The 16,319-nt window shown below is 62.2% G+C and carries 15 protein-coding genes; 9 read left to right on the forward strand and 6 right to left on the reverse strand.

All coding sequences use genetic code 11. The annotated features are described in order from the left end of the window. Nucleotides 1–22: 22 nt before the first annotated feature. Nucleotides 23–1,768: a GMC family oxidoreductase gene (locus tag F7P80_RS15670; RefSeq protein ID WP_151045974.1), complete on the forward strand. Its 1,746-nt coding sequence runs from the start codon at nt 23–25 to the stop codon at nt 1,766–1,768. 31 nt (nt 1,769–1,799) lie between these two features. Here the strand turns inward: F7P80_RS15670 and F7P80_RS15675 are convergent, their stop codons facing one another. Further along, on the reverse strand, nt 1,800–2,117 hold the full coding sequence (locus tag F7P80_RS15675; protein ID WP_151045976.1) for a hypothetical protein: 318 nt from the start codon (nt 2,115–2,117) through the stop codon (nt 1,800–1,802). A 68-nt stretch (nt 2,118–2,185) separates the two neighbouring features. Beyond that, a complete protein-coding gene (locus F7P80_RS15680; RefSeq protein WP_151045978.1) occupies nt 2,186–3,421 on the reverse strand; it encodes an ammonium transporter in 1,236 nt (411 codons plus the stop codon). Between the two features lie 425 nt (nt 3,422–3,846). On the opposite strand from F7P80_RS15680, the gene F7P80_RS15685 reads away from it, so the two are divergent. The 5 genes from F7P80_RS15685 to F7P80_RS15705 all read left to right on the forward strand — a co-directional run bounded on the left by F7P80_RS15685 (nt 3,847) and on the right by F7P80_RS15705 (nt 8,289). Then, on the forward strand, nt 3,847–4,605 hold the full coding sequence (locus F7P80_RS15685) for a sulfite exporter TauE/SafE family protein (RefSeq protein WP_054066209.1): 759 nt from the start codon (nt 3,847–3,849) through the stop codon (nt 4,603–4,605). Between the two features lie 271 nt (nt 4,606–4,876). Next, nucleotides 4,877–5,647, forward strand: a complete 771-nt coding sequence (locus F7P80_RS15690; protein ID WP_077345230.1) for an ABC transporter substrate-binding protein — start codon at nt 4,877–4,879, stop codon at nt 5,645–5,647. 105 nt (nt 5,648–5,752) lie between these two features. After that, complete coding sequence (locus tag F7P80_RS15695) at nt 5,753–6,535, forward strand: amino acid ABC transporter permease (RefSeq protein WP_054066191.1); 783 nt, start codon at nt 5,753–5,755, stop codon at nt 6,533–6,535. Next, nucleotides 6,532–7,287 (forward strand): amino acid ABC transporter ATP-binding protein, encoded by a 756-nt coding sequence (locus tag F7P80_RS15700; protein WP_054066190.1) that lies wholly within the window; start codon nt 6,532–6,534, stop codon nt 7,285–7,287. Before F7P80_RS15695 ends, F7P80_RS15700 begins: the two co-directional genes overlap by 4 nt. A 123-nt stretch (nt 7,288–7,410) precedes the next feature. Further along, nucleotides 7,411–8,289 (forward strand): DMT family transporter, encoded by an 879-nt coding sequence (locus F7P80_RS15705; protein ID WP_151045980.1) that lies wholly within the window; start codon nt 7,411–7,413, stop codon nt 8,287–8,289. 313 nt (nt 8,290–8,602) lie between these two features. Here F7P80_RS15705 and mrdA read toward each other — a convergent pair whose 3' ends face one another. The 4 genes from mrdA to F7P80_RS15725 form a co-directional block, all read right to left on the reverse strand. Then, the gene (gene mrdA, locus F7P80_RS15710) at nt 8,603–10,693 is read right to left on the reverse strand and encodes a penicillin-binding protein 2 (RefSeq protein WP_151045982.1); all 2,091 of its coding nucleotides are present in this window, start codon (nt 10,691–10,693) and stop codon (nt 8,603–8,605) included. A gap of 24 nt (nt 10,694–10,717) precedes the next feature. Further along, nucleotides 10,718–11,236: a rod shape-determining protein MreD gene (gene mreD / locus F7P80_RS15715; protein WP_054066188.1), complete on the reverse strand. Its 519-nt coding sequence runs from the start codon at nt 11,234–11,236 to the stop codon at nt 10,718–10,720. Next, the gene (gene mreC, locus F7P80_RS15720) at nt 11,233–12,228 is read right to left on the reverse strand and encodes a rod shape-determining protein MreC (protein WP_151045984.1); all 996 of its coding nucleotides are present in this window, start codon (nt 12,226–12,228) and stop codon (nt 11,233–11,235) included. The genes mreD and mreC overlap by 4 nt, the downstream gene beginning before the upstream one ends. Before the next feature lie 156 nt (nt 12,229–12,384). Then, nucleotides 12,385–13,428 carry a rod shape-determining protein gene (locus F7P80_RS15725; protein WP_054066187.1) on the reverse strand — a complete coding sequence of 348 codons (1,044 nt, stop codon included), beginning with the start codon at nt 13,426–13,428 and terminating at the stop codon, nt 12,385–12,387. A 225-nt stretch (nt 13,429–13,653) separates the two neighbouring features. Between F7P80_RS15725 and gatC the strand changes: the two genes are divergently transcribed. The 3 genes from gatC to gatB form a co-directional block, all read left to right on the forward strand. Then, the gene (gene gatC, locus F7P80_RS15730; protein WP_151045986.1) at nt 13,654–13,953 is read left to right on the forward strand and encodes an Asp-tRNA(Asn)/Glu-tRNA(Gln) amidotransferase subunit GatC; all 300 of its coding nucleotides are present in this window, start codon (nt 13,654–13,656) and stop codon (nt 13,951–13,953) included. 16 nt (nt 13,954–13,969) lie between these two features. After that, complete coding sequence (gatA, locus tag F7P80_RS15735; protein WP_151045988.1) at nt 13,970–15,460, forward strand: Asp-tRNA(Asn)/Glu-tRNA(Gln) amidotransferase subunit GatA; 1,491 nt, start codon at nt 13,970–13,972, stop codon at nt 15,458–15,460. A gap of 117 nt (nt 15,461–15,577) precedes the next feature. Continuing rightward, nucleotides 15,578–16,319, forward strand: a 742-nt coding sequence (gene gatB, locus F7P80_RS15740) for an Asp-tRNA(Asn)/Glu-tRNA(Gln) amidotransferase subunit GatB (protein ID WP_151045990.1), incomplete at its 3' end; no start/stop codon positions are given.

A 16,319-nucleotide genomic window follows, 5' to 3' on the forward strand; every position in this document is an offset into this window, starting at 1 on the left:
TACCACTGCGACCGGGAGCATCATGAGCGAGACCACGTTTGACTACATCGTCATAGGAGGCGGCACAGCAGGCGCATTGCTGTGCAATCGGCTGACGGCGAACCGCAATGTGCGCGTGCTACTCATCGAAGCTGGTCGCAAGGACGACTACCACTGGATCCACATTCCTGTGGGCTACCTCTACTGCATTGGCAACCCGCGCACAGACTGGCTCTACCAGACCGAAGCAACGGAAGGCCTTCATGGCCGCAGCCTGCGCTATCCACGCGGCAAAACACTGGGTGGCTGCTCCAGCATCAACGGCATGATCTACATGCGTGGCCAGGCACGTGACTATGACCACTGGGCCGAGTTGACCGGTGATGACACCTGGCGCTGGGACAACGTACTGCCCGCCTTCAAGCGGCATGAAAGCCACTGGCGGCTGGACGAAGGCCAGCCCCATGACCCGGCATTTGCCGCGCTGCACGGCAGCAAAGGCGAATGGCGCGTGGAAAAGCAGCGCCTGCGCTGGGACATTCTCGATGCCTTTGCCCAGGCCGCACAGCAGGCCGGCATACCCGCCACGGATGACTTCAACCGCGGCAGCAACGAAGGCGTGGGCTACTTTGAGGTCAACCAGAAAAACGGGCTGCGCTGGAATACGGCCAAGGCTTTTCTGCGCCCCAAGTGCTATGGCCGCCCCAACTTTGAGATGTGGACCATGGCCCACGCCAAGCGCCTGGTGCTGGAGCGCCAGAGCGACGGCAGCCTGCGCTGCACCGGCGTACGGGTGTGGGATGGGACAGAAATCGTCCAACTGACGGCCACGCAGGAGGTGCTGGTCTGCGCCGGAGCGATTAATTCCCCGCAGCTGCTGCAGTTATCCGGCATCGGCCCTGCACAGCTGCTGCACGACAAAGGGATTCCACTGCAGATAGACCTGCCCGGCGTAGGCGCCAACCTGCAGGACCATCTGCAGATTCGCTCGGTCTACAAGGTCCAGGGCTGCACCACGCTCAACACCATGTCGGCCAGTCGCCGGGGCAAGCTGCGCATGGGGATGGAATACCTGCTGCGCCGCACCGGCCCCCTGAGCATGGCCCCCTCTCAGCTTGGCGCCTTCACGCGCAGCCGCCCGGATCTGCCGCACCCCAATCTGCAATACCACGTGCAACCGCTGTCGCTGGACGCCTTTGGCGAGCCGCTGCACCGCTTCCCGGCATTCACGGCCAGCGTCTGCAACCTCAACCCCACCAGCCGCGGCAGCGTCACCATCCAGAGCCCCAACTTTGAGGAGGCGCCAGCCATTGCCCCCAACTACCTGAGCACCCCCGAAGACCAGCAGGTAGCCATCGACAGCCTGCGCCTGACGCGGCGCATCGTGAGCCAGCCTGCCCTGGCGCGCTACCAGCCCGAGGAATACAAGCCCGGTGCGCAGTACCAAAGCGATGAAGCCCTGCTGCAGCTGGCTGGCGAGATTGCCACCACCATCTTCCACCCCGTGGGCACCACCAAAATGGGACGCAGCAATGACCCCATGGCCGTGCTCGACAGCCGCCTGCGCGTGCGCGGCGTGCAGGGGCTGCGCGTGGTGGATGCTGGCGCCATGCCCACCATTACCAGCGGCAATACCAACAGCCCCACACTGATGCTGGCCGAAAAAGCGGCCGAGTGGATTCGTGCGGACTATCAGGCCAGTCAAGGCATCAATGCCTGCACACCCACCGATACGGCGATGCCCGCCCAGGCAACAGCACATGCCGAGCCTGCATCACTCACGGTGTAGAACGCTACCTGCCTGGGGCGTTTTCACCACCCTAGCGCAAGCCGCCGACATAGCGCGGCGGCTCTTCCTCCTGCGCCGTACTGCCCCTCCGCAACCCTTGGCTCACGCGCTGCACCAGCGGCGCTGCCTTGGTGGTGGACTCCGCCTGCAGCAAGGCATCCAGCCTGCTGGCCAGCTCAGCCAGGCTGGGGTCATGCAGTTCCTGCGCTTTTTCATGGGCCAAGCGCACCATGGCCTGCGCATAGACATCGTTGACCGCCATCCAGTCTGTATCGGTCACACGGCCTGCCTTGCGGCGCAGCGCAACATGCAAATGAGCGGCTGCGGCGATACGTTCACTGTTTGCCATCTTGCTCTCCTTGCTGGCTGCCCAGTGTGCAGCCTGGTTAGCCCACAGACATCAGCGCCCCAATACGCTCAATGCCCGACCTGCTCACGGTGCTGGCTGATGTCCAGCCCCATCTGCTCATCGTGTACATCCACACGCACGGCGATGATGCGGTCCGTCACCCACATCAGCACGCAGGTGGCGACAAAGCTGAACACCGCGACCGCGACCACCACCACGGCCACCGCCTGCGCCAGCACATTGCCGTGCACACCAGCAATCGTGTAGCTAGCAAACACGCCGGTCAGCAGCGCACCCACCATGCCCCCCAGGCCGTGGACGCCAAATACATCCAGCGCATCATCGGCACCCAGCCAGCGCTTGAAGCCCGTCGCACCCCAGTAGCAGACCAGACCAGCGATCAAGCCAATCACCGCACCCGAAGCCATGCTCACATAGCCCGCTGCAGGCGTGACCGCCACCAGCCCTGCCACCAGGCCTGAGCACAGCCCCAGCAGGGAAATGCGGCGGTGGAACAGCCACTCTCCCAGCGCCCAGCCAATGCCGCCGCAGGCAGCTGCCAGGTGTGTAACCACCATGGCCAGGGCCGCACGACCGTCGGCCGCCAGAGCAGATCCACCGTTAAAACCAAGCCAGCCAATCCACAGCAGGCTGGAGCCCAGCATGGTCCAGCCCAGGTTGTAGGGCTGGAAAGGCTCGCGCCCGTAGCCTGTGCGCCGGCCCAGATAGCAGGCACAGGCCAGCCCGGCTGCACCCGCATTCACATGCACCACAGCGCCACCGGCAAAGTCCAGCGCGCCCATGCGTGCCAGCCAGCCATTGGGCTCCCACACCCAGTGGGCCACGGGCACATAGACGAACAGGCTCCACAGCAGCATGAACAGCATCAGCGCGCCAAAGCGCATGCGCTCCACCAGTGCACCCACGATCAGTGCCGCAGTGATGATGGCGAAAGTCATCTGAAAAATGGCATAGGCCGCCTCAGGAATGCGCGGCGCAATCGGATTGATGGCGACTTGCTGCGTCAGCAGCTGGTAGTCCAGCCCGCCGAACCACAGCCGGTCCAGCCCACCAATCCATGCCGAGCCCGGCGTAAAGGCCAGCGAATAGCCCACGGCAAACCACACCACACTGACCACGCAGGCCGTGCCCAGTACCGCCGCCAGCGTATCCAGCACGTTCTTGCGCCGCACCATGCCGGCGTAGAACAGGGCCACACCGGGCAGTGTCATCAGCAGCACCAGTGCAGCCGATACCAGAACCCAAGCCGTATCAGCACCGCTGATCTCGGCAAAGCCCACCATGCTTTGTGCCTGTGCGCTCCACGGTGCTGCCAGCCCCAGTGCTGCCGCACACCTCCTTCCCCCCTCCGCGTCGCTTGTCTTGCCTGCTCATCTTGGTCCCTCATGACTTGTCTGATTGGCTCTTATGAGCAGCGGACAAGCACAAGCCATACCTGCACAGTTTTCAGCCTGTCAGTCGACCTGCATCAAGCTTGCGGGAAATCCCCGATGCACCATGCTCGGGCAAGTCTTACAGTCAATTCACTCTAGCGCGCACCAAGGTGCAGCAGCAAGGAGGAGCCCGAGGAGACAACTCGACACAACAAGACCAAAATTTATCAAGCATCCAATCATGAGATGCCTTCGCAAAGCGCCGGAACTCCCGGCGCTTTTTGTTTATGCCGCAGCACCCGCATCTGCTGCCGCATCCCGCACAATGCAGCACTATGGAATGGATATTTGTCTCCCTGGCTTCAGCCCTTGCAGGCTTTGTGGATGCCATCGTCGGCGGTGGTGGCCTGATCCTCGTGCCTGCCATGTTCGCAGCCTTTCCGCAGACTGCACCCGCCACCCTGTTTGGCACGAACAAGAGCGCAGCCGTCTGGGGAACCGCCATGTCGGCCTGGCAGTACAGCCGCCGCATCTCCATCACCTGGGCCACCATCATTCCGGGCATTGCCGCCGCAGGCGTGGGTGCCTTTCTCGGGGCCTGGGCCGTCACCCTGATTGACCCGGGCTTTCTGCGCAAAGCCCTGCCCTTTATCTTGCTGGCCGTGCTCCTCTATACGCTGGCCAAAAAGGACATGGGCCGTGAGCACACGCCGCTGCACAGCCCCCGCGCCACGCAATGGCTCACGGCGGCCATTGGCCTGGTGATTGGTTTTTATGACGGCTTTTTTGGCCCGGGTACAGGAAGCTTTTTTGTGTTCCTGCTGGTGCGCCTGCTGGGCTATGACTTTCTGAACGCCTCCATCAACGCCAAGCTGATGAATGTCACCACCAACCTGGCCGCCATCGTGCTGTTTGCGCTCAAGGGCCATGTCTGGTGGCACTTTGCCGTGCCGCTGGCAGTGGCCAATGTACTGGGCAGCGTGCTGGGCACCTGGATGGCGCTGCGCCACGGGGCAGGCTTTGTACGCGTGATCTTTATCGTCGTGGTCAGCCTGCTGATCTGCAAGACTGGCTGGGACGCCTTTGGAAGCTAGTGCTCGCTTCATCACAAATAGACATAGACACTTAAGGTCGCAGGCATAGCCTTCTGCAGCCGAGAAGGCTGCACTTCTATAATGGAGGGCTGCTTTCGCCTCCTGCCGCTCTTTTTCGGTGCATTACTTCATCAGGAAATCAGCGGCGCAGCGCCTTGCTTGATTGCGCGCTGTGGCCTTTACTTTTCTCCGAGCCGCGTGGTGCGTTCGGAAGGCTCCATCTCTGGAGCCGGAGGCCAAGAATCCTGCGACTGCATCCAGGAAACCCATCATGAAACGCATTTCCCTGATCGCCGCTGCCGCCGTGGCAGTGCTGGCTGCTACTGGTGCCCACGCCCGTAGCCTGGAAGACATCCAGAAGGACGGAACCATCCGTCTGGCCACCGAAGGTTATTACGCCCCCTTTGCCTACTTCGAAGGCAAGCAGCTGACCGGCTTTGAAGTCGAACTGGCTGAACTCATGGCCCAGAAAATGGGCCTGAAGGCCGAGTGGAAGACCATCTCGTTCGACGCCCTGCTCACCGGCCTGAAGCAGGACCGCTGGGATCTGGTGATCTCCTCGCACGGCATCACGCCCGAGCGTGAAAAAGCTGTCACCTTCACCACGCCCCACTACTGCTCGGGCGCACAGGTAATCTCTACCGATCCCGCCATCCAGTCCGGCAAGGACCTGGCAGGCAAGACCGTGTCGGCCCAGACCGGCACCACCTACCTGGACTACGTGCAAAAGAACGTGCCTGGTGTGAAGCGTGTGGTGAACTTCCCCACCAACGAAGCCGCCATGAACGCTCTGATGACCAAGCGTTCCGACGCCTGGGTGACCGAGCGCTTCCTGGCCAAGGAAATGCTCCAGAAGAACCCCAAGATCAAGTTCAACCAGGGTGAACTGCTGTTCGTGGAAAAAATTGCCGCCGCCGTCTCCAAGGACAACCAGGCCCTGGCTGACGCCTGGAACAAGGCATTTGCTGAAGCACTGCAGGACGGCAGCTACGCCAAGATCTCGCAGAAGTGGTTCCAGGAAGACATCCGCTGCCCGGAATAACACGCATGGGTTGATGGGCTGCTGCCACGGCAGACAGCCCCTCCCGACGCCCTGACGGAATTGCGCCAGGGCGTTTTCGCTTTTTACATCCCGGACTTTTTTCCTATGTTGACCGCTATCTGGCCCTCTACCTGGAGCCGTACCCAGCGCAGCAACGCCACCCTGGTCACCGCACTGCTGGTGATGATCGTCGTGGTCGCTGCACTCGGCCAACTGCTGGCCCTGCTGCCTGAGCCCATTGGTGACCACGCTGCCGAATTTGCCGAAGGCGCACGCACCACCCTGTATCTGACGCTGATCAGCGGCGCCATCGGCCTGGTGCTGGGCGTGGTCGCCGCACTGGCCCGCACCTCGGGCAATGCCCTGCTGCGCACCATCTCGGGCGCCTACATCTGGATCATCCGCGGCACGCCCCTGCTGGTACAGATTCTGTTCATGTACTTTGCACTGCCCGTGCTGGTTCCCGGCCTGAACCTGCCGGACTTTGCCGCTGCCGTGATTGCACTGGCGCTGAACGTGGGTGCCTATAACGCCGAAGCCGTGCGCGCAGGCCTGAATGCCGTACCCCGCGGCCAGACTGAAGCCGCGCGTGCCCTGGGCCTGCCCAGGAGCCGCGTGTTTCTGGACGTGGTCTTCCCCCAGGCTTTCAAGATTTCCCTGCCTCCGCTGGTGAGCAACTTTGTGGCTCTGCTCAAGGACTCTTCGCTGGCCTATGCGATTGGCGTGGTGGAGCTGACCAATGTGGGCAACCGCATCCAGTCCGCCACCTTCCAGCCGGTCGAAACACTGATCACCGTGGGCGTGACCTATCTGGTGCTGACCACACTGGTCACACAGGTCACTGCCGCTGTGGAATACCGCTTTGATGTGGAAGGACGCCAGAAATGAGCACCGCCTCCAACACTCGTACCCCCTACATCATCTGCGACAAGGTCACCAAGAGCTTTGGCGCGCACCAGGTGCTCAAGGGCGTCTCGACGAGCTTCAGCAAGGGTGAGGTGACGGTCATCATCGGCGCATCCGGTTCAGGAAAGTCCACGCTGCTGCGCGCCATCAACCGGCTCGAGCCGCACGACGGCGGCACCATCACCATCGGCGGTGTGGCGGTGACGGACGACGAAGCCACGCTGCAAAAGCAGCGCTGCGAAGTAGGCATGGTGTTCCAGCAGTTCAACCTGTTCGGCCACATGACCGTGCTGGACAACGTGACACTGGCCCCGCGCCGCATCCACAAGATTTCGCGCGCACAGGCCAATGCCAAGGCCATGCAGCTGCTCGAGCGCGTGGGCATGCAGGCCCATGCCCACAAGTACCCCTGGCAGCTCTCGGGCGGCCAGCAGCAGCGCGTGGCCATTGCGCGTGCGCTGGCCATGGAACCTCAGGTCATGCTGTTTGACGAGCCCACCTCGGCGCTGGACCCCGAGATGGTGCAGGAGGTGCTGGAAGTCATGCGGGGACTCGCCAAGAGCGGCATGACCATGATCGTGGTCACACACGAAATGGGCTTTGCGCGTGAAGTGGCTGACCGCGTGATGTTCTTCGACCAGGGCTGTATCGCCCACGAAGCGCCGCCTGCCGAGTTCTTTGCCAACCCTGCGAACGAGCGCATTGCCGCCTTCATCGGCCGCGTCGCGCATTGATCACCAGCATCAGATATTAAAAACAAGAGCGGCTATCGCTTGATATATCTCGATTTCAGATAGTTTTCTATTTGAAACCCTTGATTTATCAGCGCTAGCCGCTTTCTTTTTGCAAGCATATTCATGCGTACTCAACGACTGGGGCTGCTGGCCCTGCTGCTGGTCACTGCCGTCTGGGGCACGACCTTCCCCGCCATGAAGCAGCTGACCAGCGATCTGTCTGCCCTGCAGATCATCTGGCTGCGCTTTGGCATGGCCGCACTCGTGCTGCTGCCGCTGTGGTGGGGCATGCGCCGTGCCGAATGGCGCTGGGGCCTGGGGCTGGGCGTGCTGAACTTTGTGGCCTTCTGGCTGCAGATTGAAGGCCTGCACCACACCACCAGCAACCGCAATGCCTTTGTGACGGGGCTGAACGTGCTCATCGTGCCCCTGATTGCCTGGCTGGTACTGCACCGCAAGACCAGCTGGAACATCTGGGCCGCCTGCGCGCTGGCCGTGGTGGGCATGTGCCTGATGTTTTTTGAAGATGCTCCGTGGAACTGGGGCGACACCCTCACGCTGTGCAGCGCCGTGGTCTACGCCATCTACATTCTGACCATGGAAGCCGCCGCCCTGCGCAACCAGAGCGCCCCACTGCGTGCCACCCGCATGGCTGCAGCCCTGGCCAGCTCCATGTTTGCCTGCACCACACTGGCCCTGCTGGTGCAGCCCCACGGCATGCAGCAGCTGGCTGTGCAGGCCCAGAGCATGCAAGCCCCGCAGTGGATGGCCATGGTGTATCTGGGCCTGATTGCCAGTGCCGTGGTCGTGGTGCTGCAGGCCTGGGGCCAGCAGCGTGTAGACGCCATGCGCAGCGCCATTGTGTTTGGACTGGAGCCCGTGTTTGCTGCCATCACCGCATGGTGGCTGATTGATGAGCGCATGGGGCCCGTCGCCATGCTGGGCGCAGCGCTGATTGTGCTGGCACTGATCTGCAGCCAGTGGACACCGGCACACCACTAGGGCGTGTTCACATAAACATTGGGTTCGCGCAGCCACGACAAGGCTGACAATGCGCGACGCACGGCGCAGCGCGGGTGCGCACCCGCGCAAGGCGGGCAACAATGCAGTGGCGGCCTTGTCGTGGCTGCCCCTGATTATGGAGATCACAAATGGGGTTGAAGGCTTGGGGCGGTCTGCGTTGTTGCGGCGGCTTGCAAGGCGCCCGGCATTGCTGCGCCACCGCGCCTAGCATCCCATCCCCAAGCCTTCAACGCGAATCTCAAGCTTTATGTGAGCACGCCCTAGGCCAACTAGGCCATCCGGCGAGCAGACCTCAATCTTCTTCAAGCGCTTCGTCTGCGCCCTCTTCCTCACGCCTGCCAGGCGCTGCTGGCACGTTCAGCGGTGCTGCGTCGGGCTTCAGCAGATCGCCCTCACGCAGGGGCTCCAGCCTGCGCTCGGTCAGGCCGGGGATATGGACGCGCTCGTACCTGGCCATGACTTCGGCCGCACTGCGTGGCTGGCCAATGGGGCGCGTGGCCTGGCCCTTGCGCACGGCTGCCAGGTCTGCCTCACTGGGGTACTGGCCCAGCAGCCAGTAGTCAAACACGCGGCGTGCAATAGGTGCAGCCGCGGCCGCACCAAAACCCGCGTTCTCCACAATCACGGCCAGCGCAATCTGTGGGTTTTCGGCCGGTGCATAGGCAATGTAGAGCGAGTGGTCGCGCTGGTGCTCAGCCAGCTTGGCTGCGTCGTATTTGTCTTTCTGCCCAATGGTCACGGCCTGCGCCGTGCCAGTCTTGCCCGCTGATGTGTAGGGCGCACCGGCAAACACATGGCGCGCCGTGCCTTCCACTGTCACGGCCTGCACGGCGCTGCGCACGGCTTCGACGTGCTCGGGCTTGTAGCCCAGATCCTCGCCATCACTTTTGTACAGCGGCTGATAGGCCTGTGTGCCCGCCTGGATCACGCCCATGCCCAGATGTGGACGGTGCTTGACGCCGTGGTTGGCCAGCATGGCCGTGGCCGAGGCCAGCTGCAGCATGGTGAAGTGGTTGTAGCCCTGGCCGATGCCCAGGGAGATGGTCTCACCGGCATACCACTTCTTCTGCTCGGGGCGCCTGTAGGCCTTGCGCTTCCACTCCGTGCTGGGCAGCACGCCTCTGGCTTCACCATGCAGGTCTATGCCCGTCTGGCTGCCAAAGCCCATGGGCGAGAGGTATTCATGAATCAGGTCCACGCCCATGTCATTGGCCAGCATGTAGTAGTACACATTGGACGACTTGATGATGGAGCGGCGCAGATTGGTGGGCCCGTTGGGGTGACCGGAGCGGAAGGTGTGGCCACCAAAAGTCCAGCTGCCGTTGTCCTGGATGGTGGTGTCCACGCGGCGCTTGCCAGATTCCAGGCCTGCCAGCCCCATGAAGGGCTTGTAGGTGGAGCCCGGCGGGTAGGTGCCGCGCAGCGCACGGTTGAGCAGCGGCCGGTCAATGGAATTGTTCAGCATGTCCCAGCTTTCCTGGTCAATGCCATCCACAAACAGGTTCAGGTCGTAGGTCGGCTTGCTGACCATGGCCAGCACTTCCCCGTTGCGCGGGTCAATGGCTACCAGCGCCCCACGGCGGTTGCCAAACAGGTCTTCGGTCAGCTTTTGCAGGCCGACGTCCAGACTCAGCACCACCGAGTCCCCGGGCGTGGCCGGGCGGCTGTTCAGGCGGCGCACGGCAAAACCACCTGCCGTGGTTTCCAGTTGCTCCCAGCCCGTCAAGCCGTGCAACTGCTTTTCATAGCTTTGCTCAATGCCCAGCTTTCCGATGACTTCGGTGCCACGATAGTTGGCGTAGTCCTCGCTGTCCTCGATCGCTTCCTGCTCTTTCTGGTTGATGCGGCCGATATAGCCCACCACGTGGCCTGCTACGTCTTCCAGCGGGTAGTTGCGGAAAAAGCGGGCCTTGATGTCTACGCCCGGAAAGCGCCAGCGCTGCGCCGCAAAGCGCGCCACTTCTTCATCGGTCAGGCGCGTACGGATGGGGATGGACTCAAAGCGCTTGGAGTCCCCCATCAGCCGCCGGAACTTGCGCCGGTCGCGCGCAGTGATTTCCACCACCTCAGACAGGGCGTTAATGGTCTCTTCCAGGTTTTTCACCTTGGAGCGCGTGAGCTCCAGCGTATAGGCCGAGTAGTTGCTGGCCAGCACAATGCCGTTGCGGTCCAGAATCTGCCCGCGATTGGGCACGATGGGCACCACCGCCGTGCGGTTGCTCTCTGCACGCTGGGCAAAAGCGTCGTGGCGCACCACCTGCAGCATAAACAGGCGGAACACCAGAATGCTGAACATGAGCAGCACCACCACCGCCACCACCAGCAGACGCAGGCGAAAGCGGGAGAGTTCATGTTCGCTGTCGCGGACCTCAAAGCTGTTCATGGCAACGGCCCCTCATGCACGGCTTCACAGCGGACGGTCACGGTCTGAGTCCGGCGCACGGCGCTGGGGCGCAAGCAGCAGCACACTCAGAAACGGCCAGAGCACCATCTCGAACACCGGAGCCAGCGCAATCGACAGACCGGGGAAAATCCCCCCCGCCAGCATGCGGATGGCCATCTGCAGCACCGCCGCCAGCACGAACAGCGGCAGCATCTGCACGGCCTGCGTAAACAGCGAAAACCACATCATGCGCCGGCTCAGGCGTTGCGATGCATAAATCACCAGCACATAAGTGAGCGCATGCTGACCCAAAAGAGAAGTCTGCTGCACATCCACTGCCAGCCCCAGCAAAAAGCCCACACTCATGGGCATGCGGTTGGGGTGGTGCAGTGCCCAGAAGGCCAGTACCAGCATCAACAGGTCAGGCATCCAGACATAGCCGCTCCAGGGCAGCAGACTCAGCACAAAGGCCAGCGCTACGCTGAAAGCGATGAAAGTGGGGTTCACTGGCAGCAGCAGCTGCTGGCCACGCGGCATGATCATGGCTTGACTCCTGCAGCCTGTACCCCGGCTGGCACGGCGCGGCGCTGGGCAGACTTGTCTTCACGCTGGTTCTGCGCGGCCGTCTGTGGCTCTGCGGCCAGCTCATGGGCATCGGGCACATGCTCGGCCTTGATCACATTCAGCGGCGTGAGTACCACCACATGGCGTGCGCCATCCAGACGCGCCATGGGCTCACAGTACACACGCATGAAGGAAGACTGCAGGCGGCGCTCCACCTCCACCACACGGGCCACGGGCAGGCCCGCCATGTAGACGCCATCTACACCGCTGGTGACCAGCTCGTCACCCACGTCAATATCTGCATCATTGGGCACAAAGCGCAGCTCCATGCCGTCGCTGCGCAGGTTGGAAGCATCACCAAAGGCTACGGCACGCTGGCCGGTGCGCAGCACCATGACGGGAATCGCCTGTTCACGGTCAGACAGCAGCGTCACCTCGCTGGAAAACGGCTGCACGCGCGTGACCTGGCCCAGCACACCCAGGTCATCCACCACGGGGCTACCCGCCACAATGCCTGCCACCTGCCCCTTGTCCAGCACCACGCGGCGCGTGTAGCTGTCCGGGGACTCATACATCACCTCTGCAGCCACCGAATCCACCACAAGGCGCGGGCGCAGCTCCAGCAGATCGCGCAGCTGCTGGTTCTCGGCCAGCAGTTTTTCGGCGTCATAGGCCTTGAGCGACATGGCAGCCATCAGCCGACGGGCCTCCGCGGCTTCTTCCTGGGCCTGGCCCAAGTCCTGGAAATAGTTTTTGGCACCGCCGAGCCACTCCACGGGCTGCATCACCGCCCACTGGATGGGAAACAGCACGGCAGAGACGGCCTGGCGCACCGGCTCCGTGAGCTTGAAGCGCACGTCCGCCAGCATCAGCACCACGGCCAGGGCACACAGCAGCAGGGCGCGCGTGCCAGCGGCCACACTGTGCTTGAAAGAAGAGGGGGCGTCCCGTTCCAGCGTTCGCAAACTCATGCTTGCTGCCTTGGGATATGCGAACGAACACCACCGTCCAGGCAGTACGGCGCAGGGGAAAGGTGTGCGTTCGCTAAGAACATGGGAAGCGATTCCAGCAAAAAAACCTGCGGCCCAGCTTCATGCTGCAGGCCGCAGGTCAGGGGCAGACAGCGATCAGTCGCTGGTAAAGATGCTGCCCTGGCGGTCCAGGCTGTCCAGCGCCATGCCGCAGCCACGTACCACGCAGGTCAGGGGCTCTTCAGCCACCAGCACGGGCAGGCCGGTTTCTTCTGCCAGCAGACGGTCCAGGTCACGCAGCAGCGCGCCACCACCGGTCAGCATCATGCCGCGCTCGGCAATGTCGGCACCCAGCTCGGGAGGGGTCTGCTCCAGCGCGTTCTTCACGGCAGAGACGATCTGGTTCAGCGGCTCGGTCAGCGCTTCCAGCACTTCGTTGGAAGAGATGGTGAAGCTGCGGGGCACGCCTTCGGACAGATTGCGGCCCTTGACTTCGATTTCCTTGACTTCAGAGCCGGGGAAGGCCGAGCCAATTTCCTTCTTGATCATTTCGGCCGTGGGCTCACCGATCAGCATGCCGTAGTTGCGGCGGATATAGCTGATGATGGCTTCGTCAAACTTGTCACCACCCACGCGCACGCTGCCCTTGTAGACCATGCCGCCCAGCGAGATCACGCCCACTTCGGTGGTGCCGCCGCCGATGTCCACGACCATGGAGCCGGAGGCCTCAGACACAGGCAGGCCCGCGCCGATACCGGCGGCCATGGGCTCTTCAATCAGGTAGACAGCGGTTGCGCCAGCGGCTTCTGCAGCGTCCTTGATGGCACGGCGTTCCACCTGGGTGGAGCCGCAGGGCACGCAGATGATGATGCGGGGGCTGGGCGTCATCACATTGCGGGGGTGCACCATCTTGATGAACTGCTTGATCATCTGCTCGGTGATCACAAAGTCCGCAATCACGCCGTCCTTCATGGGGCGGATGGCTTCAATATTGCCGGGCACCTTGCCCAGCATGGCCTTGGCTTCACGGCCTACGGCCTGAATGACCTTCTTGCCGTGGGGGCCGCCCTCGTGGCGAATGGCAACCACCGAAGGCTCATCCAGCACGATGCCCTTGTCACGGGCAAAGATCAAAGTATTGGCAGTGCCAAGGTCAATAGCGAGGTCGGTGGAAAAGTACCGACGTAAAGCACCGAACATTCAAAAATCCTCTCAGGCACAGCATGCGCTTCGGCCTGCTATCGCCGGGGTGTTGGTTCAACTGAAAAATGTGGGGAAGCAAAAAGAGGCTTTTTGCACAATCTATGCCATCGCAAGATGCTGATTGTGCAAAGCACAGATAATACCGTATCCCCTGTGAATAACTCATGGCGGCGGGTTCTGGATGACACCTGTTTACATCCAGTTTCGAGCCGCAGAAACACTATGGCACTCACATCCCAAGACATTGACCGCATCGCCAACCTAGCGCGGCTCGAGCTTTCTTCAGAAGAAAGTGAGCGCATGCTATCTCAGTTGAACAGTTTTTTCGGCATTGTCGAAAAGATGCAAGCTGTGGATACCTCGGGCGTGCAGCCTCTGGCACACCCCGTAGCCGCCATTCAGGACGTGGTGCTGCGCCTGCGTGAAGACCAGGCCTGGGAACCCAATCAGCGTGAAGCCAACATGCAGAACGCCCCTGCGCAAGGCGAGGGTCTGTTCCTCGTTCCCAAGGTCATCGAATAAGCGAACAAGCAGCACCATGAGCAATACCGAACTGCACAATCTGGGCGTGGCCGAGCTGGCTGCCCAGCTCAAGAACAAGCAAATTTCCGCCGTCGAAGCCGCCCAGCACTTTCTGGCCCGCGCCAAGCAGCACCAGCACCTGGGCGCTTTTGTAGCCATCAATGAAGACGCCACGCTGGCCCAGGCCAAGGCAGCGGACGCGCTGATCGCCGAAGGCAAGGGTGGCCGTCTGGCCGGTGTGCCGATTGCGCACAAGGACATCTTCGTCACCAAGGACTTCCCCACCACCGCCGCCTCCAAGATGCTGGAAGGCTACAAGTCGCCGTTTGACGCGACCGTGGTGACCAAGCTGGCCGACGCCGGTGTGGTGACGCTGGGCAAGCTCAACTGCGACGAATTCGCCATGGGCGGTGCCAACGAAAACTCCGCCATCGCCCCCGTGGGCTTTGACAGCGCCCAGCCCGTGCGCAACCCCTGGAACACCGAGCGCGTGCCTGGTGGTTCCTCCGGTGGCTCTGCCGCTGCCGTGGCAGCCCGTCTGGCCCCTGCGGTGACAGGCACAGACACCGGTGGCTCGATTCGCCAGCCTGCGTCGTTCTGCGGCATCACCGGCATCAAGCCCACCTATGGCCGCGCTTCCCGCTACGGCATGATTGCCTTTGCCTCCTCGCTGGACCAAGCAGGCCCCATGGGCCGCAGCGCCGAAGACTGCGCTTTGTTGCTGAGCGAGATGTGCGGCCCCGATCTGGACCGCGACTCCACCAGCCTGGACGTGCCTGCCGAAGACTTCACCGCCAAGCTGGGTGACAGCATCGAAGGCCTGCGCATTGGTGTGCCTGCCGAGTTCTTTGGTGAAGGCCTGTCTGCCGACGTGCGCACTGCCGTGGACGCAGCCCTGAAGGAATACGAAAAGCTGGGCGCCAAGCTGGTGCCCATCAGCCTGCCCCGTACCGAGCTGTCTGTGCCCGTGTACTACATCCTGGCACCCGCGGAAGCATCGTCCAACCTGTCGCGCTTTGACGGCGTGAAGTTCGGCCACCGTGCCAAGGACTTTGCCGACCTGAACGACATGTACAAAAAGACCCGCGCCGAAGGCTTTGGCGACGAGGTCAAGCGCCGCATCATGATCGGTGCCTATGTGCTGTCCGAAGGCTATTACGACGCCTACTACCTGCAGGCGCAGAAGATCCGCCGCATGATTGCCGACGACTTCCAGGCCGCCTTCAAGGACTGCGACGTGATCGCCGGCCCCGCTGCGCCCACCACCGCATGGGCCATTGGCGGCAAGGCGGACCCCGTGTCCAACTACCTGGCTGACGTGTTCACCCTGCCTGCATCGCTGGCGGGTCTGCCCGGCCTGTCCCTGCCCGCCGGTTTTGGCGAAGGCGGCATGCCCGTGGGTCTGCAGCTGATCGGCAACTACTTTGCCGAAGGCAAGCTGCTCAACGCAGCCCACCGCTTCCAGCAGGCGACGGACTTCCACCTGCAACGCCCCGCAGGCATTTAAAAACGATAGCTGCCCGCGCTTGATCTGCAAGGTTTTTAGAAATAAAACACTTTGAAATCAAGCAAATACGAGCGCTAGCAGCTTTTCTATTCATAGCAGCAAGGACACATCAGCATCATGACTGCGAAACTGATCAACGGGTACGAAGTCGTCATCGGCTTTGAAACCCACGCCCAACTGGCGACCAACTCCAAAATCTTCAGCCGCGCCAGCACCGCCTTTGGTGCCGAGCCCAACACCCAGGCCTGCGCCGTGGACATGGCCCTGCCCGGCACCCTGCCCGTGATGAACAAGAAGGCCGTGGAATGCGCCATCAAACTCGGCCTGGCGCTGGGCTCGCACATCGCGCCCCGCAGCATTTTTGCGCGCAAGAACTACTTCTACCCCGACCTGCCCAAGGGCTACCAGATCTCCCAGTTCGAGATTCCCGTGGTGCAAGGCGGCGAAGTGAGCTTCTACGTGGGCGACAAGCTGCACACCGTGCGTCTGGTGCGTGCCCACCTGGAAGAAGACGCGGGCAAGTCCGTGCACGACCAGTTCCCCACCGAGTCCGGCATTGACCTGAACCGCGCGGGCACACCCCTGCTGGAAATCGTGACCGAGCCCGATATCCGCAGCACCGAAGAAGCCGTGGCCTACGCCAAGGAGCTGCACAAGATCGTGACCTGGATTGGCATTTGCGACGGCAATATGCAGGAAGGCTCGTTCCGCTGCGACGCCAACGTCTCCGTGCGCAAGCCCGGTGCACCGCTGGGCACCCGCCGCGAGATCAAGAACCTGAACTCGTTCAAAAACATGCAGATCGCCATCGACTACGAAATTCGCTGGCAGATCGAGCAGATCGAAGACGGCTACGAGA

Source organism: Comamonas kerstersii (assembly GCF_008801935.1).
Lineage (GTDB): Bacteria > Pseudomonadota > Gammaproteobacteria > Burkholderiales > Burkholderiaceae_C > Comamonas > Comamonas kerstersii.

Excerpts from the sequence above, each read along its gene's own strand:
- F7P80_RS15685 (WP_054066209.1), top strand. The coding sequence starts at position 3,847 with ATGGAATGGATATTTGTCTCCCTGGCTTCAGCCCTTGCAGGCTTTGTG.
- F7P80_RS15670 (WP_151045974.1), top strand. The coding sequence starts at position 23 with ATGAGCGAGACCACGTTTGACTACATCGTCATAGGAGGCGGCACAGCA.
- F7P80_RS15675 (WP_151045976.1), bottom strand. The coding sequence starts at position 2,117 with ATGGCAAACAGTGAACGTATCGCCGCAGCCGCTCATTTGCATGTTGCG.
- gatA (WP_151045988.1), top strand. The coding sequence starts at position 13,970 with ATGAGCAATACCGAACTGCACAATCTGGGCGTGGCCGAGCTGGCTGCC.
- mreD (WP_054066188.1), bottom strand. The coding sequence starts at position 11,236 with ATGATCATGCCGCGTGGCCAGCAGCTGCTGCTGCCAGTGAACCCCACT.
- F7P80_RS15695 (WP_054066191.1), top strand. The coding sequence starts at position 5,753 with ATGTTGACCGCTATCTGGCCCTCTACCTGGAGCCGTACCCAGCGCAGC.
- mrdA (WP_151045982.1), bottom strand. The coding sequence starts at position 10,693 with ATGAACAGCTTTGAGGTCCGCGACAGCGAACATGAACTCTCCCGCTTT.
- F7P80_RS15690 (WP_077345230.1), top strand. The coding sequence starts at position 4,877 with ATGAAACGCATTTCCCTGATCGCCGCTGCCGCCGTGGCAGTGCTGGCT.
- gatC (WP_151045986.1), top strand. The coding sequence starts at position 13,654 with ATGGCACTCACATCCCAAGACATTGACCGCATCGCCAACCTAGCGCGG.
- mreC (WP_151045984.1), bottom strand. The coding sequence starts at position 12,228 with ATGAGTTTGCGAACGCTGGAACGGGACGCCCCCTCTTCTTTCAAGCAC.
- F7P80_RS15725 (WP_054066187.1), bottom strand. The coding sequence starts at position 13,428 with ATGTTCGGTGCTTTACGTCGGTACTTTTCCACCGACCTCGCTATTGAC.
- F7P80_RS15680 (WP_151045978.1), bottom strand. The coding sequence starts at position 3,421 with ATGGTGGGCTTTGCCGAGATCAGCGGTGCTGATACGGCTTGGGTTCTG.
- F7P80_RS15700 (WP_054066190.1), top strand. The coding sequence starts at position 6,532 with ATGAGCACCGCCTCCAACACTCGTACCCCCTACATCATCTGCGACAAG.
- F7P80_RS15705 (WP_151045980.1), top strand. The coding sequence starts at position 7,411 with ATGCGTACTCAACGACTGGGGCTGCTGGCCCTGCTGCTGGTCACTGCC.